Source organism: Sphingomonas flavescens (assembly GCF_030866745.1).
Lineage (GTDB): Bacteria > Pseudomonadota > Alphaproteobacteria > Sphingomonadales > Sphingomonadaceae > Sphingomicrobium > Sphingomicrobium flavescens.
This window is the reverse complement of sequence record NZ_CP133016.1, coordinates 654,667-678,353: the sequence shown is the minus strand read 5'-3', so window position 1 is coordinate 678,353 and position 23,687 is coordinate 654,667. Positions and strand designations below refer to the sequence as shown.

At 63.5% G+C, this 23,687-nt stretch carries 21 protein-coding genes; 14 read left to right on the top strand and 7 right to left on the bottom strand.

The annotated features are described in order from the left end of the window. The first annotated feature begins 109 nt into the window (after nt 1-109). From QU596_RS03485 to QU596_RS03475, 3 genes are all read left to right on the top strand, one after another. Nucleotides 110-3,115, top strand: coding sequence for a TonB-dependent receptor domain-containing protein (locus QU596_RS03485; protein ID WP_308517194.1), 3,006 nt, complete (start codon nt 110-112; stop codon nt 3,113-3,115). Nucleotides 3,116-3,240: 125 nt separating this feature from the next. After that, entirely contained in the window at nt 3,241-3,897 is a 657-nt protein-coding gene (gene clpP / locus QU596_RS03480) for an ATP-dependent Clp endopeptidase proteolytic subunit ClpP (RefSeq protein WP_308517192.1), read from the top strand. A gap of 93 nt (nt 3,898-3,990) precedes the next feature. After that, nucleotides 3,991-5,490, top strand: a complete 1,500-nt coding sequence (locus QU596_RS03475) for a winged helix-turn-helix domain-containing protein (RefSeq protein WP_308517191.1) — start codon at nt 3,991-3,993, stop codon at nt 5,488-5,490. Between the two features lie 31 nt (nt 5,491-5,521). Here the strand turns inward: QU596_RS03475 and QU596_RS03470 are convergent, their stop codons facing one another. From QU596_RS03470 to QU596_RS03460, 3 genes are all read right to left on the bottom strand, one after another. Beyond that, the gene (locus QU596_RS03470) at nt 5,522-5,890 is read right to left on the bottom strand and encodes a hypothetical protein (protein WP_308517190.1); all 369 of its coding nucleotides are present in this window, start codon (nt 5,888-5,890) and stop codon (nt 5,522-5,524) included. Between the two features lie 106 nt (nt 5,891-5,996). Then, nucleotides 5,997-7,196: a pyrophosphate--fructose-6-phosphate 1-phosphotransferase gene (locus tag QU596_RS03465; RefSeq protein ID WP_308517189.1), complete on the bottom strand. Its 1,200-nt coding sequence runs from the start codon at nt 7,194-7,196 to the stop codon at nt 5,997-5,999. A gap of 92 nt (nt 7,197-7,288) precedes the next feature. Next, nucleotides 7,289-7,936, bottom strand: coding sequence for a PEPxxWA-CTERM sorting domain-containing protein (locus QU596_RS03460; protein WP_308517187.1), 648 nt, complete (start codon nt 7,934-7,936; stop codon nt 7,289-7,291). A gap of 203 nt (nt 7,937-8,139) precedes the next feature. Here QU596_RS03460 and QU596_RS03455 point away from each other — a divergent pair, with 203 nt between their 5' ends. From QU596_RS03455 to recA, 6 genes are all read left to right on the top strand, one after another. After that, nucleotides 8,140-8,952, top strand: coding sequence for a hypothetical protein (locus tag QU596_RS03455; RefSeq protein ID WP_308517185.1), 813 nt, complete (start codon nt 8,140-8,142; stop codon nt 8,950-8,952). Nucleotides 8,953-9,054: 102 nt separating this feature from the next. Further along, nucleotides 9,055-9,738, top strand: a complete 684-nt coding sequence (locus QU596_RS03450; RefSeq protein ID WP_308517184.1) for a LytTR family DNA-binding domain-containing protein — start codon at nt 9,055-9,057, stop codon at nt 9,736-9,738. Nucleotides 9,739-9,798: 60 nt separating this feature from the next. Beyond that, nucleotides 9,799-10,191, top strand: coding sequence for a UrcA family protein (locus QU596_RS03445; protein ID WP_308517183.1), 393 nt, complete (start codon nt 9,799-9,801; stop codon nt 10,189-10,191). Nucleotides 10,192-10,280: 89 nt separating this feature from the next. Continuing rightward, a complete protein-coding gene (locus tag QU596_RS03440; protein WP_308517182.1) occupies nt 10,281-10,661 on the top strand; it encodes a UrcA family protein in 381 nt (126 codons plus the stop codon). A gap of 131 nt (nt 10,662-10,792) precedes the next feature. Further along, on the top strand, nt 10,793-11,452 hold the full coding sequence (locus tag QU596_RS03435) for a hypothetical protein (RefSeq protein ID WP_308517180.1): 660 nt from the start codon (nt 10,793-10,795) through the stop codon (nt 11,450-11,452). 163 nt (nt 11,453-11,615) lie between these two features. After that, nucleotides 11,616-12,707: a recombinase RecA gene (recA, locus tag QU596_RS03430; protein ID WP_308517179.1), complete on the top strand. Its 1,092-nt coding sequence runs from the start codon at nt 11,616-11,618 to the stop codon at nt 12,705-12,707. A gap of 48 nt (nt 12,708-12,755) precedes the next feature. On the opposite strand, the gene QU596_RS03425 is transcribed toward recA, so the two are convergent. Continuing rightward, entirely contained in the window at nt 12,756-14,129 is a 1,374-nt protein-coding gene (locus QU596_RS03425) for a multidrug effflux MFS transporter (protein ID WP_308517178.1), read from the bottom strand. 21 nt (nt 14,130-14,150) lie between these two features. Here QU596_RS03425 and QU596_RS03420 point away from each other — a divergent pair, with 21 nt between their 5' ends. After that, nucleotides 14,151-15,362 carry a M24 family metallopeptidase gene (locus QU596_RS03420; RefSeq protein ID WP_308517176.1) on the top strand — a complete coding sequence of 404 codons (1,212 nt, stop codon included), beginning with the start codon at nt 14,151-14,153 and terminating at the stop codon, nt 15,360-15,362. Here the strand turns inward: QU596_RS03420 and QU596_RS03415 are convergent. After that, entirely contained in the window at nt 15,359-16,675 is a 1,317-nt protein-coding gene (locus QU596_RS03415; RefSeq protein WP_308517174.1) for a dicarboxylate/amino acid:cation symporter, read from the bottom strand. The genes QU596_RS03420 and QU596_RS03415 overlap by 4 nt on opposite strands. 90 nt (nt 16,676-16,765) lie before the next feature. Here QU596_RS03415 and QU596_RS03410 point away from each other — a divergent pair, with 90 nt between their 5' ends. From QU596_RS03410 to kdsA, 4 genes are read left to right on the top strand one after another with little or no spacing between them, the layout of a single operon-like run. After that, nucleotides 16,766-17,743 carry a KpsF/GutQ family sugar-phosphate isomerase gene (locus tag QU596_RS03410; protein ID WP_308517173.1) on the top strand — a complete coding sequence of 326 codons (978 nt, stop codon included), beginning with the start codon at nt 16,766-16,768 and terminating at the stop codon, nt 17,741-17,743. Next, the gene (locus QU596_RS03405; RefSeq protein WP_308517172.1) at nt 17,740-18,537 is read left to right on the top strand and encodes a 3-deoxy-manno-octulosonate cytidylyltransferase; all 798 of its coding nucleotides are present in this window, start codon (nt 17,740-17,742) and stop codon (nt 18,535-18,537) included. The genes QU596_RS03410 and QU596_RS03405 overlap by 4 nt, the downstream gene beginning before the upstream one ends. Then, nucleotides 18,534-19,337, top strand: a complete 804-nt coding sequence (locus QU596_RS03400) for a TIGR01459 family HAD-type hydrolase (protein ID WP_308517171.1) — start codon at nt 18,534-18,536, stop codon at nt 19,335-19,337. Before QU596_RS03405 ends, QU596_RS03400 begins: the two co-directional genes overlap by 4 nt. A 9-nt stretch (nt 19,338-19,346) precedes the next feature. Next, complete coding sequence (gene kdsA, locus QU596_RS03395) at nt 19,347-20,198, top strand: 3-deoxy-8-phosphooctulonate synthase (protein ID WP_308517170.1); 852 nt, start codon at nt 19,347-19,349, stop codon at nt 20,196-20,198. Here the strand turns inward: kdsA and QU596_RS03390 are convergent. Continuing rightward, nucleotides 20,195-21,502: a lipopolysaccharide biosynthesis protein gene (locus QU596_RS03390; protein WP_308517168.1), complete on the bottom strand. Its 1,308-nt coding sequence runs from the start codon at nt 21,500-21,502 to the stop codon at nt 20,195-20,197. The two genes, kdsA and QU596_RS03390, sit on opposite strands and share 4 nt — an antisense overlap. Nucleotides 21,503-21,537: 35 nt before the next feature. Continuing rightward, nucleotides 21,538-23,565 (bottom strand): elongation factor G, encoded by a 2,028-nt coding sequence (locus QU596_RS03385; protein ID WP_308517165.1) that lies wholly within the window; start codon nt 23,563-23,565, stop codon nt 21,538-21,540. Nucleotides 23,566-23,687: the final 122 nt, after the last annotated feature.

Below are 23,687 nucleotides of genomic sequence, written 5' to 3'. Positions count from 1 at the left end.
GCCGACATTTGTGTCGGGCTCGTGACACTCACCTTCCGCCGATTCTTCACCTGAGTTAGATTCCGCTCGCTGTGAAACGCGCCGTCAGATGCGCGACAGAAGGGGGAATATGATGCGGTTGAACTCGGTTCTTCATGCGGGCGTGGCCTTTGCCGCGCTGTCCATCGGCGCCACGGCGAGTGCGCAAGGCACCGTCGATCCGGCGGCCGCGCCGCCCGAGGCGTCCGTCCCGACGGCGGGTAACGACATTGTGATCACCGGCTCCCGCATTCGCCGCAGCCCGCTCGATCTCAACGCGCCGCGCGTGTTCATTGACAAAGCGGACATGGAAAAGACGGGCCTCAATTCGGTCAACGACGTGCTCCAGCGCCTGCCCAGCGCGGGCGGTGGCATCAACTCGAAATTCAACAACTCCGGCAATCTCGGCAATCCGCCGAACGGTGCGGGTGTCGGCGCAGGTTCGGCCGAGATCGACTTGCGCTATCTCGGTTCGGTCCGCACCCTCGTGCTGGTCGATGGCCTGCGCTACCTCAATGGCGCGTCCGCCAGCGGCGTGCCGGGGTCGGTCGACCTTAACTCGATCCCCGAAAGCATGATCGAGCGCGTCGAAGTTCTGCAGGACGGCGCGTCGACCATCTATGGGTCTGATGCCATCGCCGGCGTTGTCAACATCATCACCAAGGAACGCCAGCAAGGCTTTGCCGCATCCGCGCAGGTCGGCTCGTACCTAGATCATGACGACGGCTGGACGCAAAATTACCAGCTAAGCTGGGGCAATGGCGGCAACAGCTCGACGCAGATCGTCGTCGGCGGCAATTATGTGAAGTCGGACGGCGTCCTCGCCGCTGATCGCGCCATCTCGGCATTTCCAAGCCCCTACACCACGGCGTGCAGCTCTTCCTGCTCCAGCTATCCACTGACTGGCCGGTACAGCTTCGTGTTCGCTGGCGGACCGCTGACCTTGAACGCACCGTTCACGACGACCGCGCCGCCATATCCGGCCAGCTTCCGGCCATTCGCCGTCACTGATCGCTTCAACTTCGCGCCGTACAACTATCTGGATATTCCGCTGAAGCGCTACGGCCTGTTCGGCAACCTCGTGCAGGAATTGAACGGCGATACCCACCTGCGCATCAAGGCGCTGTGGAACCGCCGTGAATCGGTCAACCAGGCCGCGCCGATCCCGCTCGGCGTCGGTCCCGACACCGGCAGCGGAACGCCGCTCGACAATATCACCATCTCGCGGACCAACCCGTACAATCCGTTCGGTTTCGACCTCATCCCGAACGGGCAGCCGGGCGGCAATTACAACGACATCCGCCGCCGCGTCGTCGAAGCCGGCCCACGCCGCTTCGAACAGACGGTCAAGACCTACTATGGCAGCGCCACCCTCGACGGCCGCCTTGGCGGCGAGTGGTATTGGGACGTCAACGGCATCTGGGGCAGGAACAAGGCCAGCCAGGTCATGTACGGCAACCTGAATGCCGCCAAAGTTGCCCAGGCCCTTGGTCCGATCGCCAATTGCACCGGCTCATGCGTCCCGCTCAACGTCTTCGGCACCCCCGGTGCGATCACCCCGGCGATGCTCGCGTTCATCGGCTTCGATCAACACGATACCAGTCAACAGAAGCTGTGGGGCACCTCGGCCAACATCTCTGGCAAATGGTTCGACGTCGGCGGCGGCCCGCTTGGCGTGGCAGTCGGTGCGGAATATCGCCGGCTGACCGGCCGCTTCGATCCGGATCCGGTCGTGCAGGCCGGCAACAGCTCTGACATTCCTGCCCAGGCTTCACGCGGCGGCTACAAGGTCGCTGAGGTCTATGCGGAGTTCAACGCGCCCTTCATCAAGGGGCGTCCGGGCGCCGAGCTGCTCGAGTTGAACGGCTCGGGACGCTACTCGCACTACAAGACGGACTCCGGCCGCACTTTCTCGCACAGCGTGTTCAAGACCGACCTAAACTGGAAGCCCGTCGACGCGGTTCGCCTGCGCGCGTCTTACGCGGAGGGTTTCCGGGCGCCGACGATCGGTGAGCTTGAAGGTTCGCCTTCGCGCTTTGACTCGCAGATCGACGATCCGTGCTCCAATGCCAGCGCTCAGGCGCGTCGGTTCAGTAACGACGCGACGGTTCGCGCCAATTGTGTCGCGCGCGGCGTGCCGGCGACGGGCTCCACCACAGGGCCAAACGATCAGCTGTCGGTGATCACGGGCGGCAACGAAGCCCTGACTCCGGAGACCTCGACCAGCGTCATCCTCGGCGTGGTCGTCAATCCGATCCGTGGCTTCACCGCCGAAATGAACTGGTACAACATCAAGGTGAAGGACGCGATCCAGTCGATCAGCGCCACCACCACCTTGTACCGTTGCGTGTACCAGAACGATCCGCTGGCCTGCGCTGCGGTTTCGCGTGCGCCGGGCACCGGCAACGTCCTGCAGATTCAAGGTGTGCTGCAGAACATCGCGTCGATCCGCACCACCGGCATCGACCTTAACCTCGCGTACCGCACACGTCTGTCGAACATGGGGACGGTTGGGCTGACCTGGAACAACACGTTCCTTACCAAGTACGACGTCACCACGCCGACGGCGACTGGTACAGCGGTCGAGCAGCGCGCCGGGCTTGAGCTTGGTTCGCCGACGCAGGGTTTCCCGAAGTGGAAATCGATCGGCGTGCTGGACTGGGATTATGGCATCGTCGGCGCCACGGTAACCGGGCGCTACATCTCGTCGCTCAAGGAAATCCTGAACAACAACAATCGGTTGAAATCGGTCTTCTACACTGATGCGCAGGTGCGTCTGAAGCCACGTTTCAACTTCCTGCTGCAGGACCTGGAGTTGGCCGTCGGCGTCAACAACCTCTTCAACAAGAAGACGCCGGGCTGCCTCAGCTGCGACACTAGCGGCAACTTCGATGCCAACGTCTACGACACCCCGGGCCGCTATTATTATGCGCGGCTCGCGGTGAAGCTTGGGGCACGCCGCGAGGCTCCCGTCGCCTACACGCCGCCGCCGGCCCCGCCGCCGCCACCAGCGGCCGAGCCGGCGCCGGTTGTCGAGCCGGTGCCGGCACCGTCTGCGCCGCCACCGCCGGCAGCAACCCCGGAGCGCGGCAAGTAGAATTCGCATTACGCGAGGGGAGAGGGCGGTCCGGAAACGGGCCGCCCTTTTCGCATTTGCCGCCCGCTTGAACCTTGAAGCATTCGCGCCGATGTAGGCTGTACCAAACAAAGGACCGCACACCCGTGATCGACCATCAAGACATCGTTTCGCAGCTTGTCCCCATCGTTATTGAACAGTCTAACCGGGGCGAACGCAGCTTCGACATTTACTCGCGGCTCCTGCGCGAACGCATCGTCTTCATCACCGGCCCGATCGAGGACCACATGGCCTCGCTGATCACCGCCCAGCTGCTCTTCCTCGAGTCCGAGAACCCGAAGAAGGACATCTTCATGTACATCAACTCGCCGGGCGGCGTGGTGACGGCCGGCCTCGCGATCCACGACACCATGCAATACATCCGGCCGAAGATCAGCACCGTCTGCATCGGTCAGGCCGCCTCGATGGGCAGCTTCCTGCTCGCCGCTGGCGAGCCCGGCATGCGCGTCGCGCTGACCAATAGCCGAATCATGATTCACCAGCCCTCCGGCGGTGCCCAGGGCATGGCCGCGGACATCGAGATCCAGGCGCGCGAGATTCTCCGCATGCGCCAGCGCCTCAACGAGCTTTATGCCAAGTACACCGGCCAGCCGCTCGAGGAGATCGAGAAGGCGATGGACCGCGACAAGTTCCTGGAGGCGGACGAAGCCAAGGCGTTCGGTCTCATCGACGTCGTCTTCGACAAGCGTCCCGATGCCGGCGACGATGCGGGCACTGGCGCCGGTGAGGTTACGCCCGCCTAACACGCTTCCCCGCCGCATCCGGGGACTTGGCGGTTTGCCCCGATTGGCCCATGATCAGAAAACGATGATGGGCTGATCAGGGGGCCGAGTGTCGTGAACGCTCCAGCAAACTTCCCGCTTTGTGTTGCCGGGCTGACGATCGATCCTGATCGCCGCCATGTGTGCGGGAAAGGCGGGGACGAAGCGGTCGAGCCGCTTGTCATGCAATTGCTTCTTCGTCTCGCTGACCGCGCAGGTGAAGTGGTGCAGCGGCGGGAGCTCTTCAGCCATCTGTGGGGCAATGCGCAGGTCGGTGACGCCAGTCTCAATCGGCTCGTCGCCGAACTGCGCAAGGTCCTGGAGCGGACAAGCAGCGGCGAGGTGGTCATCGAGACCGTTCCTCGCACCGGCTACCGCCTCATCGCTGAGCCTACGAAAGACGAAGAGCAACCCGCGATCACGCGTCGTTCGGTGCTGGCGGGAAGCGCAGCCGCCCTGGCGGTTGGCGCGGGCGGTGCCGGGCTTTGGATTTCTCGCGAGAACAAGGCGCAACGGGCGACGCGTCTCGTCGATCGCGGCGACACGTTGCTGCGCGACGCCGCCCCGATGCTGGCGGGTGAAGCCTTGCCGCCCTTGCAGCAGGCGCTTGCGCTGGAGCCCGCGAACGTCCGGGCGCTCGGCCTGTCCGCCTTGGCGAACGAGACGCAGGCGTTCAATGGCGGTCCCAATGCTGCTGACGCCTTGCGCGACGCGGATCAGCAGGCGCGCGCGGCGCTTCGCCTGGATCGTCGCGAACCCCACGCTCGGCTTGCAATGCTCGATATGCAGGCGGGCAGCCTCGATTGGTCGCAAACGGAGGCTGGGCTGCAGGCGCTTCGGCGTGATGCTCCCACCAACTTCCATATCGTCGGTGCGCTATCGTCCCTCTTTCAGGCCGCCGGAATTTTGTCCCAGGCATGGATCTTCAACGAACAGGCCGCGGCGATCGCGCCGAGCTCGCCAACCCCGCATTGGCGCCGCGCGCTGCGGCTTTGGACCGGGGGCCGAACCGACGACGCGCTTCGCTTGTCCGAGCGGCTGATCCCTCTGTGGCCGCGCCATTCGCTGGTCTGGAATGCGCGGTTCATGATCCTGGCGTTCAGCGGCCGGACGGGCGCAGCCGCCGCGATGATGAACGACAAAACCGGGCCGCTCGGAAACTCGCATCCGGTCAAGCCTGCCCAATGGGCGCCCACCTTGGATGCGTTCGCGCATCCTACGCCCGCCAACGTGGCCGCGGCGACAACAGCCAATTTGGCGGCAGCACGAGCATATCCAGGTCAGGCTGCATATGCGGCGATGGCATTGGCGCAGATGGGCGCTGTCGACGAGGCCTATGACGTGATCAACGGGCTCCTGTTCAGCAAAGGGCCGCTGGTGGCCAGTCGGCCAGTCGAGCCGCGCAGCTTCAACGCCAACGCGCCAAGCTGGTGCCGGACGCAGTGGCTGTTCATGCCGCCGCTCGCAAGCGTACGCCAGGACAGGCGCTTCGCTGCCCTATGCGACGAGCTGGGGCTGACGACCTATTGGCAGCAGCGCGGGGCGGGGCCGAACACAACTATCCCGAGCAGCTAGCCGCCCGGCGCTGGGCCGGGCGCCTGTCGTTCTACCAGTCGGTCCGCTTCATCCACCGGATTTGACGACTGATCTGGTCGAGCCGCCCCTGGATCATCGCTCGTTGCGGCGGCGTCAGCCGCCCACCGTCCTGCCAATGCTTCTGCTGGATCCAGGCCCGCACGCCGGCAAGCTCGCGATTGACTCGCATGGCCTCGCGCCGGTCGAGGCTCCCGTTGCGGACCCCGCGGTTCACGCGCTCCTGCAGGAACTGGATGCGATCGTAGGGATTGGCCGGTGCGCCTCGCCAAAAGGTGCCAGGATTCCACGCCATCATCGGTGGGCGGGGCTGCGGCATCTGGGCCATGACGGGCGCCGTGGCGGCCGAACCCAGAACGATCGCGGCAATGATGCGGTTCATACTCGATACTTCGTTGATATTGGCGTTGCCGCTCGCTCAACGGGCGCGCTTCATCGGCAGTTTCAGTGTGACCAACCTTTAATCCCGCCGTCACCCGCCGCAGGGATCAAGCTTGTCCCAATTCTCGCAGCAGCTGGGTGAACCATGGCACCGACGTATCGAACGCCTTCCCGCCGGCAATCCGCTCGAATTCGATGACGCGCAGTTCGTTGCGGCGCTCTTCGTCTTCGCCGACGACACCGGATTCGCCGCGCAACGCCGCGTCGACCGCGTAAGTCGTGCAGGCGCGGATGAGGGCGAGATCGACGTCGTTGGCCGGCGCGGACCGGGCGAAGTATCCGCTCTTCTGTACCAGCACCTTTTCCGCACCGAGCGCTTTGGCAAACTGCCGGCCGAACCATTCGCCCGGATTGACCTTGTCCAGCTGGACGTGGCCAAACGGATCGCGGGGCACGGGGTCGCCAGCCGTCTCCATCGCCGCGACGATCTCGCGCACGCCCGCGCCTTCGGAGATGAACAGGTTCACCCCGCCTTGCTCGTCCATCGTCCGCCGCAGACGCGCGGCTTCCTCGGCGATGTCGAACGGACGCTCGGGCACATACACCCCATGCACGTCCCATCGCGCCGCGCTGTTCTCCAGCCACTCGGCGAACCCGGCGTCCTTGACCCACTGGTGATGCGCCAGCGCGGTCGCCGCGGTCAGCCAACCGCAGTTTCGGCCCATCACCTCGTGCACGATCAGCACCCGCGGATTGGACGAGCTTTCGGCAATGATGTTGCGGGCATAGAGCGCCCCCTGTTCCGCCGCACTCCAAGCGCCGAGCGTCTGGCGGATCGGAATCACATCATTGTCGATCGTCTTGGGCAGCCCGACCACCGTCAGCCTATAGCCATGGCTGTCGAGAAAGGCGGCGAGGTCGGCCGCGGTCCCGTTGGTATCGTCGCCGCCGATCGTGTGGAGCACGTCGACACCGTCGCGCCGCAACTGCTCCGCCGCCACTTGCAGCGGATCCTCGCCCGGCTGGACCAGCCCGCGCTTGATGCAATCCTCGGCATTGGTCAGCCGCACCCGGCTGTTGCCGATCGGACTGCCGCCGAAAGCATGGAGCCGCTTCGCCGTCGCACGCACCTTGTCGGTCACCTCGACCGACTTGCCCGTCAGCAGCCCGGCATAGCCATTGAGGTACGCGATGATGCGGACGTCGGGCGCGACCTCGGTATAATGCTCGATCAGTCCGCCGACCGCCGCCGACAGGCATGGCGCGAGACCCCCCGCGGTCAGCATGGCAACGGTGCGCACGGTCATGCGCCGCTTCTGCTGTTCATTCGTCCGATTGCCAAACGAAAACGGGCGGCCCGTGAGGACCGCCCGTCGTCTTCGATAGTCAGGAATTGAGCTTAGGCGATCTGCGCGAGCACCGGCTTGCGGCTGCGGCGCGAAGCCATGCCGATGGCGCCGAAGCCGAGCAGCATCATCGCCCAGGTCGCCGGTTCCGGAACCGCCGGACGCACATTTGTCGCGAACACCTGCGCATTCGAGGTCCCGTCGCCAGAACCATTCAGTGAAATTGCGTTTGTCGGCGTCGCCCCAAGGTCAACTAACCAAAATGCTGTCACGTTATTTTTATCGCTGTCGGTATTATTGCCGAAGTGCGCTCCAACGACTGTGAGGCCGGTCATATAAAAGTTTGAAAAAACGAATTGATTGGCTCCGCTGAGTCCGGTCACCGCTGCGAGGACGTGGCTGAAGTCACCAGTGTAAGGCGGCGTGTACGAATTAGTGTTGTCAGTCGGTTTAAGATCACCAACCTGCGCCGTGCCGTTCAGCAAAGCATAAATTGCGTCCATCTGCTCCTGGGTGGTCGCCGAACCGACGCCGCCCGTGATCCAATTTTTTCCATAATAACCTTGGCAGGCGACGGCACCTTGCACATACCCCGCTGAGCAGGGATCGACGATTGTGGTGTCCACGGTATTGGCAGCCATCGCCGGCGTCGCCAGGGTAGCCGCGCCCATTGCGCAGAGCGCGAGAACTAACTTCTTCATTTGGTGTTGCCCCTACAAAGGTGAGTAGCTGTTAACCGCAGTGTTAATTAAACGCCAGTTGAATTGCATTGGTTAAAAACCGCCTGTGCCAATATGTTACACAAATCTTGGCGGACCCCTCGTCACTCTCCTTCGACGCGCCTCTTGCGTGCGGCTCCAATCGAAATCATCCTTCGAATTGTTAACCACGGGGGTCGGGCGACATGGTCCTGTTCCGTCGCGTAGGGGACGCATTCCGGCGCATCGACGATCGCGAGTGGCTGCTCCTCGCGCTGGAGACGCTCGGTGTCCTTGCGGGCATCCTCATCGCGTTCGAACTGCAGGAGTGGGGACAACGACGCAGCGAAGCCGCCCGTCATCACGAGTTGATGGAGCGGTTGCAGGAGGAGAGTGAAGGCGACGTCGCGGTCATCCGCAACATGCACGACCAGATGGCGCCGTTCGTTCGACGGGAAGAGATCTTCGCCGCCGCTCTCGGTAACGGGGAATGTCCGTCGGCCGATGATTTCCAGGCGATCAACACCTTCGGCATGATGCCCGCGATCGCCGCCCCGACGTCGGTCTATCAGGAGTTGATGGGGGCGGGCGGCCTGGCCTCGATCGAACGCAAGGAGGTGCGCACCGCGATCGCCCGCTTTCAGTCGACCCTGCAGTTCAGCCAGAAACAGATCGACTATTTCCGGTCGTTCGCGATCAGCATGGACCCGGTCCCGAATACCGATCCGCGCGTTATGATCCGCTTCAGTCCGGACACCGGCGGTGAGCCGCTGGCGATCCAGTATGACTCAAAGGCCCTGTGCGCGGACCATGCGTTCAAGAACAAGATTGCTGCGGCCGCGCGTCAGCACGTCGTCTTCCTCAACTATTTCAGCAACGCTTTGCGCGACGGTATCGCGATGTGCGTCGCCCTGTCCGACAGCCTCGGCCGCCGCTGCGTTCCGGCCGATGCGCGGCCCCTGACGAAGAAGGAAATCGATCTCGCGCGGCAGTCCCTTGTCGAGTTGCGGGAAAGATAGTTCACGCATCACGCGCAAATCCGCGCGATGTTATTCGCTCCGCCGTTAGATTTCTGTTAAATTAGTCTCGCTTCCGGGCTCGGCCGGAAGGGGGTGCGCCTTATGACATCGAGACTTGCAGTCATCGATGACGGCCTGCTGGTGTTGCTATGCCTGGCTATAGATCACCGGGCGGATCCCGCTGGCCTTGCTGCCTTCAAAAGCAGCATCATTTCCTTGGCTGAAGTGTCGCTGGAGACCGAAGGGGCGTTCGATTTCATCGTCCAGCTTCGCTTCTCGTCTCTGCTCGAATTCAACGAAACGTTGCATTTAATGGCCGCCGACCTCCGCCAGTTCGTAACCCATTACGAAACGAGCTTTGTCTGCAAGCGCTTCGTCCGTTCCGCGGATGGTGACGAATGCTTGTGGGTGCCCTGCGCCGACGGACGGCAACGCGTTGATTTTTCCTCGATCATCAAGGTTACGGCGGAGCGGGATTACATGCGGGTCCATGCCCGCGATGTCAGCTGGCTGCTCCACACCACCATCCACAAGATGAAGCAAATGCTCGACGGATGGGGATTTTTACACATTCATCGTTCGACGATTGTGAACCGCCAGCATGTCGAACGACTCCTGCATCACCACCGTCATTGGGAGGTGTTGCTTAGCGACGGGTCGGTCGAGCCCGTTTCCAAGTCTCATGCCGCCGAGACCGTTCGTGCCCTCGCCGAGCAAGGTTCGTCGATGGAAGTGCCAATCGTTGAAAAACCGCCGAAACCCGTCGAAATTAACCTCCGTCAATAAACTGAAAGGTTCATCTCCGGAGTTCGCGGATCGTAATCCGCAGAGCGAGGGAGAGAGAACATGGACGCACGTCAACTCGCATGTATCGGGGCAGCCGCCTTCGTTGGATCGCTGCTCGTCACGGCCACCGCCTCCATGGCGAAAAACAGCCAGCCGGTGGTCATTGAAAAGCATATCGACCCGCTGACCCGCTATGTGTCGTTCGCCGACTTGTCGCTCACGTCCAAGGAGGGGAAGCACCTCCTTTACCGAAGGGTTGGTCAGGCGGTGGATGAAGTCTGTCCGTTGAGCCTGTCGTCGGACGAAGCGGAGTTCGCGGTGACCTATGACCGGCTCTACTGCAAGGATTATGCCTGGCGCGGAGCGCAGCCGCAGATCCGCAAGGCCATTCGCGCAGCGGAGGTCGGAACGCCGCTCGTCATGACGCTCGGGATCACGGGAGCGCAGAAGTAGAGCGGGAGCCGAGGGCAGGCCGCCGCCGGCCTGCCCCGGCCTTTTTTCGGCAATTCAGGAACTCACAATCAAGGAGAGCTCGCATGCCCATGCGGCAATTAGCATTCGTCGGAGCTGCCCTTGCCGGTTCGATGCTGTTCTCGGCAACTTCAACCGCCAGACCGGTCAAGCCCGTCGTCATTTCGAAGCGCGTTGATCCGATGGTTCGCTACGTTTCGTACGCCGACCTGTCGCTGACTTCACGCGAGGGCAAGCGGCTGCTAATTCACCGCGTTTACGCGGCCGTGGACGAGGTTTGCCCGGTCAGACTTACGGCAGACCGCGTGGACGACACCGCCGATTACGACCGCCATTATTGCCAGGACGGCGCCTGGGCGGGTGCGCGGCCGCAGATCCGGCAAGCGTTTCGTGCTGCAAGTTTCGGCACGCCGCTCGTGATGACGATCAGCATCGCTGGCGCGTCGAGATGAGCCCCCCGCTGGGGGCGGGCGGCCATTGACCTGCCCCCAGCACCCCGTAGCAATCCGCTGCTTCGTCGCGATGGTCCCGTTGCCGCGCGAAGCCTTTCCTACATGGTGATTGATCCCGCATATCCTCGCGGATGACGCACAAACCCGATCGCCTCACGCTAAGCCATCAGCTTGTTGCCCGCATCCCGGTCACTGTGACCGCCGCCGACCTGCTCGCGGACCGCGATGCCGAGCCGGCGCCGGATCCAATCGCGTTCGATCCGGTGCCCCGACTTCGGAACCGCCGCGGTGGCTGGTCGGAGCAAGTGCAGCGCGAATTCATCGCCTGCCTGCAGCAGACGGGCTGTGTCAGCGTCGCCGCCCGCGCCGTGGGACGAAGCGTCAGTAGCGCTTACCGCCTGCTTCGGGTTGAGGGAGCCGACGGCTTTGCGGTCGCTTGGGACCAGGCGGCGAAGGAGGGCCTCGATCGCATGCGCGAAGATGCGCTCGACCGTGCGCTGAACGGTTCATTGGTGCCTGTCTATCGTAAGGGCCGGCTGGTCCGAATCGAGCATCGCCGCAATGACCGCCTTGCGTTCGCCCTGCTCAGCGGCCGCTGCAACGACGTCAAATACTACCGCAACGACGCGCTCAACCGTCATGCCTATTTCATGGAGATGAAGGCGCTCGACGAACAGCGCGCCGCCGAGCGCCAAGCGCGCGAGGAAGCCGCGCGGGCTTATCAGGAAGAACTGGACCGCATGTTGGCGAAAGCAAAGGCCATGAATGGCCCGCGAATTCGCCGTTTGTAGAGGGCTGCGCGGCCTAAGTTCACGCAAATGCGGCCGCCCGGCGTGAACTTAATGAAGATAAGCACGTTCCACACTTGTTCCACGAGAACAAATCGGATACGAACACTTCTCCACAGGCGGGGCTCGGCCGCCATCGATTGCAGCTTGAACGGAGGCAAGGGACATGGCAGCGACGCTTAAAGTCATTGGCAACGCATTGGAAAACAGTACCTTGAACAGCTCAGGCACGGACCGTCAGAAGGCCCTTGAAGCCGCCCTTGCGCAGATTGATCGCGCCTTCGGCAAGGGCTCGGCGATGAAGCTTGGCAGCCGCGAAAAGATCGAGATCGAAACCATTTCGACCGGCAGCCTCGGGCTGGACATCGCGCTTGGCGTCGGCGGCATTCCGCGCGGCCGCATCATTGAGATCTACGGGCCGGAAAGCTCGGGCAAGACGACGCTGGCACTCCACGCGATTGCCGAGGCGCAGAAGACGGGCGGCACCGCCGCTTTCGTCGACGCCGAGCATGCGCTCGATCCGGTCTACGCCAAGAAGCTTCGCGTCAACATCGACGAGCTGATCGTGTCGCAGCCCGATACGGGCGAGCAGGCGCTGGAAATCGTCGATACGCTGGTCCGCTCCAATGCGATCGACGTGCTGGTGGTCGACTCCGTCGCCGCGCTGGTGCCGCGCGCCGAGATCGAGGGGGAAATGGGCGACAGTCACGTCGGCCTTCAGGCCCGCCTGATGAGCCAGGCCCTGCGCAAGCTGACCGGTTCGATCAGCCGCTCGCGCTGCACGGTCATCTTCATCAACCAAGTCCGCATGAAGATCGGCGTCATGTACGGAAATCCGGAAACTACGACGGGCGGCAACGCGCTGAAGTTCTACGCCTCGGTCCGCCTCGACATTCGCCGCACCGGCCAGATCAAGGACCGCGACGACATCGTCGGCAACGCCACCCGGGTGAAGGTCGTCAAGAACAAGGTCGCGCCGCCGTTCAAGCAGGTCGAATTCGACATCATGTACGGTGAGGGCGTCAGCAAGGTCGGCGAAATCCTCGACCTTGGCGTCAAGGCCGGTCTGGTCGAAAAGTCGGGCGCGTGGTTCAGCTATGACTCGATCCGCATCGGTCAAGGCCGCGAGAACGCCAAGACCTACCTCAAGGAAAACCCCGAGATCGCGCGGCGCATCGAAAACGCGATCCGCGGCAAGACCGAGGAAGTGGGCGAGGCTCTCATGGCCGGACCCGAGGAAGAAGAAGTCGCCGGTTAAGATCCCCAGCGGCGGGCAGCGGTCCAATGCGCTTTCCGCCAAGCTGGTCTAGCAAAGGTCCTCGGGATCGCAGCCACCGAAGGTCGCCGGCCGGCTGGGCTCGAGCCGGGCGAAGAGCCGCTTCGGCTCGGTCAGCACGATGATGATGAGCGCGGCGATGGCAGCGAGCGCGCAGCCGATCAGATACGGGCGCACCGTTCCGTCGAACGCCTGGCCGATCGCAAAGCCGACAATCGCCGCGCCCAGCGTCCCGACCACACCCTGGATCGATGAAGCGGTGCCGGCGATCGGCGCCATTCGCTCCATCGCCAGCGTGCCAAGGTTGGACGAGGTAAAGGCAAAGCTCGCCATCGCCAGGCTTTGCATCACCACGAACACCGGCAGGCTCTCATGTCCCGTCAGGCCGATCAGCGCGTGCAGGCTGGTGATGACGGCGAACATCACCGCGGCGCTGTGCCCGACCCGCCGCAGTCCAAAGCGTCCGACGAATCGGGAGTTGAGCCAGGAGGCGAGGGCCATCGGCGCCGCGATCCCCGCGAACACCAGTCCGATGTAGCGGCCCTCGTCAAACACATCGAAGACGATCTGCTGGATGGACGAGATATAGGCGATCAGGGCCGAGAAGGTCGAGGCGAGCGCCAGCGTGTAGCCGCGAGAGAGGGGATCGCGCACCGCTTCCATCATCGCGCCGCCCATTTCCCTCCATCGCAGTGAGCGACGGAATTCAGGGTGCAACGTCTCGGGCAAACGCCACGCCGACCAAGCCAGCATCAGAAGGGCGTATCCGGCAAGCACGATGAAGATTGCCCGCCAGGAGGCGACCAGCAAGATGGCTTGCCCGATGTTCGGTGCCAGCACCGGCACCAGCATGAAGGTCATGAACACCAGGCTCATCACGCGCGCCATGGCTTCGGCCTCGAACAGGTCGCGCACCATGGCGACCACCAGCACCCGTGTCACCGCGGCCGAGGCGCCCATTGCGAACCGCGAGGCGATCAGCAGCGGGAAGGTGCCTGCGAACGCGCAGAGGAGGGCGAACAAGGTGTACAGGCTGATCCCGGCGGCGAGGATCGGCTTGCGCCCGAACCGATCGGCGAGCGGTCCCCAAAACAATTGGGTCGAGGCGAAGCCGACGAAGTAAGCGATCACTACCAGCTGACGGTCGTTTTCCGTCGTTACTCGAAGCGAATCGCCGATCGCCGGCAGCGCGGGAACCATGGCGTCGATTGCGAACGCGTTGAGCGCCATTAACCCCGCGAGCATGAAGGTCATCTCGCGGGTGCCGGGGCGCTTCACGCCGTCATGAGCCAGGGAGTCGAACATGGAGCGGCGCCTGCTGGCCGATTGCCTTGCGCCGTGCAACAGTGCCGGATCTCTTTCGGGGGTTCTTCGATGCTCGATACTAAAGTTCGCCGCCGCCATTTCCTGCAAGGTGCGGGAGCCATGGCCGCAGCGCTCACCGTGCCGCTGGACCGCGTCTTTGCCCAGGCCGCTGACGAGCTGCCGAAGATTACGCTACCGCCACCGATCACTTCGGCCGAGCGTCTGGCGCGTCTCGCCAAGGCCCGCTCGCTGATGGCGAAGCACGGCATCGGCGCGATCATTGTCGAGCCCGGCGCCAGCCTCGACTATTTCACTGGCGTGCAGTGGTGGCGTTCCGAGCGCCTCACCGCCGCGGTCATCCCAATGCGGGGCGATCCCATCATCGTTACACCGTTCTTCGAGCGCCCTTCGGTAGCGGAAAGTCTTTCGGTGCCGGCGGAGATCCGAACCTGGAACGAAGACGAGGAGCCGCTGAAATTCGTCGCTGACGTCCTTCGCGAACGGCGCGTGGCCGACGGTGCCGTGGGCTTTGAGGAAACCGACCGCTTCTTCATCTTCGACAGGCTTCGTCAGCAACTTCCGAAGCTGCGGGCGGTGACCGCAAATCCGGTTGTTCGCGGCTGCCGAATGATCAAGACGCCCGCCGAACTCGCTCTGATGCAGGCGGCAGCCGATATCACCGAAGCATCGCTGAAATACGCCGGACAGCATATGCGCGAGGGCATGAGTCCGGCCGATGTCGATGCGCTGGTCGCGGCTGCGCACAAGAGAATGGGTGGCGCCTATGACGGCGGCTTGATCCTGCTCGGCGAAGCCTCGGCTTATCCGCATGGGAGCCATAAGCCGCAGGCAGTGCGGCGCGGCGAAGTGGTGCTGATGGATTGCGGCTGTTCTGTGCACGGATATCAATCGGATATCTCGCGCAGCTTCATCTTTGGCGCCGCCCCGACACCCGAGCAGCGCAAGGTCGCGCAACGGGTCCGTCGTGGTCAGGACATCGCCATGTCCGCCGCGAAGGTCGGCGCGCCGGCGGGCAGCGTCGACGATGCGGTGCGCCGTGCATACGAGAGCTGGGGCTACGGCCCCGGGTACAAGCTGCCCGGAACCTCCCATCGCACCGGCCACGGCATCGGCATGGAAGGCCATGAGCCGGTCAATCTCGTCCACGGCGAGATGACGCCGCTTGCCGCGGGCATGTGCTTTTCCAACGAGCCAGGCATCTACCTCCCCGGCAAGTTCGGCATCCGGTTCGAGGACTGCTTCCACATGACGGAAGCCGGTCCAAAGTGGTTCACGACGCCGCCTCCGTCGATCGACCAGCCCTTCGCCTAGAAATGATCCTCCGCCTTGGCCGGGCCAGGGCGGTGGGACGGCGCATGCGGTGGTTCGATGTCCGCAGGCTCAGGCGCGTCGAGCGTGCCCTCCCATCGGGCGACGACCGTCGAGGCCACGGCATTGCCGACGACGTTGGTCGCCGAACGACCCATGTCCAGGAAGTGGTCGACTGCGAGGATGAGCAGAAGTCCGGCTTCGGGAATCTTGAACATGCCCAACGTCGCGGCAATGACGACGAGGCTGGCACGCGGTACTCCGGCCATGCCCTTCGACGTTACCATCATTACCAGGAGCATAGTCATCTCCTGGCCGAAGTTCAGATGGATCCCATAGGCCTGCGCGATGAAAATCGTCGCGAAGGTCATGTACATCATCGAGCCGTCGAGATTGAACGAATAACCGAGTGGCAGGACGAAGCTGGCGATTCGCGGCGGCACACCGAACCGGTCCAAGGCCTCAAGCGTCCGGGGATAAGCTGCCTCGCTCGACGCCGTGGAGAAGGCAAGCACGACCGGATCGCGGATATACCGAACCAGGTGCCGGGTCCGGCCACCGACGATCACGAACGCGGCACCGATCAGCAGGCACCAGAGGATTGCCAGGCCGAGATAGAAGCTGCCGACGAACTTTCCGAAGGTGAACAAGATTTCCGGGCCCTTTTCGGCGATGGCGCTGGCTACGGCGGTGAACACCGCGAAGGGCGCAAAGCGCATCACGTAGTCGGTCACCTGCAGCATGACCTTCACCAGCGATTCGACGCCTTTGACGATTGGGCGCCCGGCTTCCCCGATGGCCGTCAGGGCGACGCCGAAGAAGATCGAGAAGATGACGATCGGCAGGATCTCGTTCTTGCTCATTGCCTCGAAGATTGATGCGGGCACGAGGTGGGTGACGAAGTCCTTCAGGTTGAAGGCGGCAGCATCCACTCCGCTTGCGGCAGTGGTCGGAGGGATCGGCAGCGACAGGCCCACGCCTGGCTGAAGGAAGTTCACCAGCAGCAGGCCCAGCGTCAGCGAGACGAGGCTCGCCAAAATGAACCAGGCGAGAGAGCGCACGCCCACGCGCCCGAGCGCCGCGACGTCACCCATGTGCGCGATGCCCGCCACGAGCGTTGAGAAAACGAGGGGCGCGATGATCATCTTGATCAATCGCAGAAACAGCGCGGTTACGATGCTCAGATAGTCCGCAATCGACTTCAGGTGCGCGGCGCTGGCCGGCGTGCCGTCGTCGATCGCAGCGTTGATCGCCCAGCCGGCGATGATGCCCAGCACCAAGGCAATCAGGATGTAACGCGTCAGTTTCTTGGCCATGTGGCTCCCCTCAAGCCGCCGACCCAAGCCGCTGCGGCTGTTGACGTCAAGCGCTTCACAGCGGGCAGGCAGGTGGCTAGGGCGCGCATCATGGCAGCGGACAATCCGTCCCCGGTAGGCGTGCTCGAGTTTGGACGGGCGATCCTTCACGACGAAGCGCGGGCGCTCGATGCGCTCGCCGACGGCTTGGGCGAGCCGTTCGAACGCGCCATCTCCCTCATCTACGACTGCCGCGGAAAGCTCATCGTCAGCGGGCTCGGCAAGTCGGGCCACGTGGCGCGCAAGATTGCCGCCACCTTCGCGTCCACCGGGACCACCGCGGTATTCCTCCACCTGGCCGAGGCGATCCACGGCGATCTGGGCATGGCGGCCAAGGGCGACGTCGCGATCCTCATTTCCCAGAGCGGTGAGACGGCGGAGCTCGAGCCGGTCATCGATCATTTCCAGCGTGCGCAGATCCCGATCATCGGCATTACCGGCCATCCCGGGACGATGCTCGCCGACGCAGCAAGCGCCACGCTCCTCCTGCCGCATTGGCCCGAGGTGGGCCCGGAATCGGTAGCTCCCACGACGTCGACGACGATGACGCTCGCGCTCGGTGATGCGCTCGCGATGACGGTGATGCGGCAGAAGGGCGTGACCCGGACCGACTTCAGCTGGCTTCATCCCGGCGGCTCCCTGGGATCGCGCCTCCGCCCAATTCACCGCCTCATGCACCGCGGAGATGCAATTCCGCTAACGCGCGCCGATAGCTCGATGCACGACACCATCGTCGAGATGTCGGCCAAACGCCTGGGGGTAATTGGCGTCACTGACGAACATGGCTTTCTGATCGGGGTAATCACGGACGGTGACCTTCGCCGTAACATCGAGCGTGGCCTTGATCATCCTGCAGCAGACTTCATGACCCGCGATCCAAAGACGGTGCACCCCGACGATCTTATCGATGACGCGCTGCCACTGTTCGACGAATATAAGATCACGGCGCTGTTCGTGGTCGATGAGCAGGAGAGCGGAAAACGACCGGTCGGCGTGCTTCACATCCACGACTGCCCCGCCGCCCGATGAAGTCGGTCATCCTAATCCCGGCGCGCTATCAATCGACGCGCTATCCAGGAAAGCCGCTGGCGGAAATAAGGGGGGCGAACGGAGCTGCAAAGTCGCTGATTCAGCGGAGCGTGGAGGCAGCGCGGCGCGTAGCGGGCGTTTCCGAAGTCTTCGTGACGACCGATGACGACCGCATCGCTGACGCATGTTCAGCCCTCAGTGTTGGCGTGATCATGACCTCGCCGGAATGCCGCAATGGCACCGAACGTTGCGCAGAGGCGCTGAAGTCGCTGCACGCCCCCGACCTCGTCATTAATTTTCAGGGCGATGCGCTGCTGACTCCGCCCGGGTTCGTCGAAGCGCTGATCGGCCGGATGGATCAGGACCAGGATGCGCTCGTCGCCACCCCGGCCATGCGGCTTCGCAGCAGCGAGGCTCGCGCGCTTCAGGACGAAGAGGCCGTCGGTCGGGTCGGCGGGACGTCGGTGGTTACTGACGACCAAGGGCACGCACTTTATTTTTCCAAGCGCTTGATCCCCCATCTTCCAAAGGGAGCGCTGGAGGGCGCGATGTCACCGGTGCGGTTGCACGTTGGCGTTTACGCCTATCGGCCCGAAGCACTCGATCGGTATGTCTCGGCTCCGATGAGCGAACTGGAGATGCTTGAGGGGCTCGAGCAGCTTCGCTTCCTGGCGGCCGGCATCAAGATTGCCGTCGTCGATGTGGCGACGCCGCCGTTCGCACTGCGCGAGCTGAACAACCCGGAGGACATGGAGGCGATTGAGCAGGCGCTCGTCGATGCAGGGCTCGAGTGAGCAGCCTCGACGCGCTGGACGCGCGCTACCGGCTTATCCTGTGCGACATTTGGGGCGTCGTCCATGACGGGGTGACGCTGTACGCCGGTGCGGCGGAACGCTTACGGGCTTGGCGGACTGAGGGCCGCTGCGTCGTACTGATTACCAATGCGCCGCGAACGGCTGATGAGGTTGACGCGCAACTTGCGCGCCTGGGACTGCCGAGGGATGCCTATGATTTTGTCGAAACGGGCGGCGAGGCAGGTATCGAGGGCCTGCGTGCGCTCAATGAGCCGGTCGGTTTCATCGGAACGCAGGGCGATCGGGCGGTGCTCGAGGGCCGCGGCGTGCGGATCGCCGCTGATGAGATGTTCGCGAACCTAGCCTGCACCGGCCTTAGTGAAGACAAGCCAACGGTGGCTGAGTATGCAGAGGAACTTGAGCAATATGCGGCGCGCGGCGTGACGCTGCATTGCCTGAATCCGGACCGGGTTGTGATCCGCGGCGGTGTTTCCGAGCCGTGCGCGGGCGCGCTAGCCGACGTCTACGAGGCATTTGGCGGCGAAGTTGCCTGGTACGGAAAGCCCCACTCAGCAATCTACGAGCACGCCCTGCGCCGTGCCGGCGATCCTGACGCCGCACAGGTGCTCGCGATCGGGGACGGGCTGCTGACCGACATGCTCGGCGCTGCTCGCCGTGGAATCGACGCCGTCTTCGTGACTGGCGGGATCCATGCAGGCGAGCAATTTCCGGAGAACTTCGGCGCCGACCACGGGCTGGGCGACTGGCAGCCTGTGGCGATTGTCGACTCCCTCGCCTAGGGGAGCACAATGAAACTCTGCGGACGTGACGTCGGGCTCGACCAGCCCCTGTTCCTGATTGCCGGGCCCTGCGTGGTCGAAAGCGAAGAGCTGCAATTACGCACTGCGGAGCGACTGAAGGCAATCGCGGAACGGCTGGGCCTTCACTTCATCTTCAAATCCAGCTTCGACAAGGCCAATCGATCTTCCGACAGAAGCTATCGTGGGCCGGGGATGGATGAGGGCCTTCGCGTGCTCGAGAAGGTCAAAGACGCCCTGGGTCTGCCCGTCCTGACCGACGTCCACGACGTTTCGCAGATCGCGCCAGTGTCTGAGGTTGTCGACATCCTCCAGACGCCGGCCTTCCTGGCGCGGCAGACGGATTTCATCCATGCGGTTGCGGCCTCGGGGAAGCCCGTGAATATCAAGAAGGCGCAGTTCATGGCGCCTCAGGACATGGCAAACGTGGTCGAAAAGGCGCGTGGCGCCGCGCGGGCCGCGGGCGTCGCAGACGAGACTATCATGGTCTGCGAGCGCGGCGCGTCATTCGGCTACAACAATCTGGTCAGCGACATGCGGAGTCTCGCGATCATGCGGGAAACCGGTTGTCCTGTCGTTTTCGATGCCACGCACAGCGTTCAGCTGCCAGGCGGACAGGGGACCAGCTCCGGCGGACAGCGCGAGTTTGTGCCGGTGCTTGCCCGGGCGGCCGTCGCAACCGGCCTCGCGGGATTGTTCATGGAAACGCACCCCGATCCCGCCAACGCCAAGTCGGACGGTCCGAACGCCTGGCCGCTCGATCGGATGGAGACTTTACTCCGGACGCTCGTGGACCTTGATCGGCTGGTTAAGGAGCGCGGTTTCGAGGAGCAGCAGCTTTAGGTCGTTCGCGGCCGGACGCGGCGGTGCTCCGTGCGGAGCTGGAGCAACATCACCCCAGTATTGGCAACATTGGCCAAGACCAGCGCCACGGCGGCGCCTATGACGTCCCAGCGCCACGAGAGCGGCGCGATGGTAATGAAGAACAACGCGCTCCCCAGCAGCTTTGCCTTTAGCGGTCCGTCCGAGCGACCAAGGGCGTAAAGCATCGGCGCTAACGGGAAGCTGAAGATGCCGAGTAACGGGATGATCATCATGATGACCAGGGGCACGTAGGCGCCGGCGAAATCCTTGCCGAACAGCAGCACCATCAGTGGCTTCCCGCCGACCAGCAGGATGAGGATTGCGAGCACAGCGACCGCGCTGACCAGCGCGGTGCCGCGGAGCATGAGCTTCCATGGCTTCTTTGATGTCAGGTCCATCCGCATGATTTCGGGGTAAAAAGCTTTGCCCAGCAGATCGGCCGGTTTCTGCGCGCTGTCAGCGAGCGTCGATGCAACGCGGAACAACGCCGCGCCAGCCGGGCCGAGCAGCCCGCCCACGACCAGTCGCCCGATAGGTCCCCAGACTGCCTGCACGCTGCTCGCCAGATTGACGTCGATGGCAAAGCGCCAGGCGCCCTCGAGGGCTGCCGGCCGCAGAGTTGGGCGGATGCCATCCAGGAGTCCATTGCGCCGGAGCTCACGCCAGCCAAGATACCAGGGATAGAGATTGCCGATCAGGTCGGTTGCGAACCAGATTGCGACGTAGACAGGAAACGAGGCGCCGGTGGCGAAGGCGATCGCGGCAAGCACTGCGCGGACGATCGGGCTCAACGTGCCCGACCAGCTGATGAGATCGAACCGATCGAGAACGCGCAGCACCCCGTCGGGGGTTGCCGAGGTCATGATCGGCAGAAGCGCGCAATAGGCCATGCCGAGCCACAGGTACTGCGGACTGATGCCGACCCAATTGCCGATGAACGGCAAGAGAATGACCGCGACCAGCATTCCGCCGATCCCGCTGACGACATCGAGCGCGAAGGCGAACCCGGTCGCGACCTTGAAATGCTCGGGGTCGCCCTGCGACAGGCCATGACCGCCGTAGCGAACGATAAGCTGCCACGACTGAAACTTCGCAATGCCGCTAACGGCCTTCACGTAGCTGGTGATCAGGATCAGCGTGCCAAAGAGCAGCACGCCGAGCCCGCGGCCCGCGAGGGCCAGCGTTGCTACGCCGCAGACCGCGGCAACGATCTTCGACGCGCCGAGATAGCTCGTGTTCTTGAGCAGCGAGCGGAAATGCTGGTCTTTGAACCAGTGCCTCATTCCCGCGCCGTAGCCGCCATGGCCGCGAGCGCAAGCTACGCCGGCTCAGGCATCCTTTGCTGGACGACCTTCTCCGCCAGCGGTCCGTTCAGTTCGGCGAGATGGTCGAACTGGGCTTCATACGTTGCAAGGCCCTGGCTTTGCGAGCGAAGCTCCGCCTCCAGGCCCGATAACTCGGCCTCTGGAATGAGGGCCTCGATCCGGTCCCAGCCCGTCCAACCGTCGCGGGGTGCCATGCCGAGCATTTGCCCGCGGCGCCCGGCTACGGCCGAAGTCACGCGGCTCGTGGCATTGGTGGGACAGACGACGGTGAGCTTGTGCATTGGCTCCAGCAAGTGGGGTCCCGCTGCGTTCAGCGCTTCCTGCATGGCGATGCGGCCCGCGAGGCGAAAGGCAAGTTCGGAGCTGTCGACGCTATGGTAGCTGCCATCGACAAGGCTGACCGCGCAATCGACCACTTCGAAGCCAAGCGGGCCCTTGGTCATGGCCTCGCGAACACCTTCTTCGACGGCTGGAATCCATTGCTTGGGCACGGAGCCGCCGTGGATGCGCTCCTCGAAGACGAAGCCCGAACCGCGGGGGAGGGGCTTCACCTCAATGATCACGTCGCCAAACTGGCCATGCCCGCCGGACTGTTTCTTGTGACGACCCTTCTGGGTCACCGATTTCCGGATGCTTTCGCGATAGCCGACGCTGGGTGGATGGCTTTTGACCTCGACGCCATAACGCCGCTTCAGCCGCGCCAGAACCGTGTTCAGATGCTCGTCATTGACGCCACGCAGACGGATCTCGTGGTTATGGTCGTCATGCTCGATAATTAGCGCCGAATCTTCCTCGCTGAGCCGTTGCAAGGCACCGGATAGCTTGACGTCATCCTTGCGGTCGGCCGGCTCGATTGCGATCGCGCAATTGCGCGCTGGATAGCCGATGTCGACGGACGGCGGCAGCTTGCCTGAGCCGAGCCATTCACCGGCTCGAACGTTGTCGATCTTCGCCACCGCAACGACGTCGCCATCGTTGGCCTCGCCGACCTTTGCGGTTTTCTCGCCTTGAACATGGAAGAGGGCACCGAGCCGGGCGTGTTCCCCGGACGCCGTCTTCAGATCGGAACCCTCGCTGATGCGGCCGCCCAGCATGCGCGAAAGGGCAAGCCGTCCGATCAATCCGTGAATGATCTTGAACACGTAGAGCGACGGCTTGGAAACGCTCAGGCGGTCGGCTGCGGCGCTCGGGCCCGGCGCTTCGTGCCGTATTGCCTTAAGCAGCCGGCGCACGCCCCAGGAACTGTTCGCCGAGCCGAACAGGACGGGGACGCCGAGATTGTCGCCGGTTTCGCGCGCGAGGTCCTGGAGGATCTTCTCGCGGGATGGCGCCTCGTCCATCAGCAGTTGCTCAAGCAACTCGTCGTCGTGATCCGCCAACTGTTCGAGCATATGCGCGCGGGCTTCCGCTTCACGCTCATGGAGGTCCGCAGGGATTTCGATCCGTTCGGATTCCTGGCCGGGGCGATATTTGAATGCATATTCCAACGCCAGGTCGACGAAGCCGCTGATCTTCTCGCCTTCGCGGATCGGCACCTGCCGTGCGATGAGGGGAGAGACGCTCATCGGTTGCAGGGCGGTCAGCAGGTCGCGAATGCGGCCATGCGCCTGGTCGATGCGATTGACGAAGATAAGGTGTGGGATACCCAGCTCATCAAGCGCGCGGAGCGCCGGCGCCGCAAGCGGCGCCCGCGCCGGATCGGGGTCGACCACAACGATCGCGACGTCAGCAATCGCGAGAGCTCTGGCGCCATCGGCAGCGAAGCCAACGGAACCGGGACAGTCCAGAATGGCAAAATGGTCGCCGAGATAATCGAAATGATAGAGGTTGAGTTCGGTCGACCCACCGCGCTGGCGGCTTTCCGCGCTGAAATCGCCGATGCTGGAGCCGTTGGCCGTCGATCCCAGGCGATCGGTCGCACCGGCTGCAAACAGCATTGCCTCGGCAAGGCTCGTCTTTCCCGCGCCGGCGGGTCCCACCAGCGCGATCACTCGGGTGCCTTTTGCAGATTCTCCAGCCATGCGACTCTCCTTCGTCCGGTTCACGGGCGCTCGAGCCGCTCTCTCAGAGGCGCTTCGGCGCCGATCTGGAAAGATTTACCGTCCGCCTGTTTTCGGCGATTGGCAAGAGGTCTTACCAATAT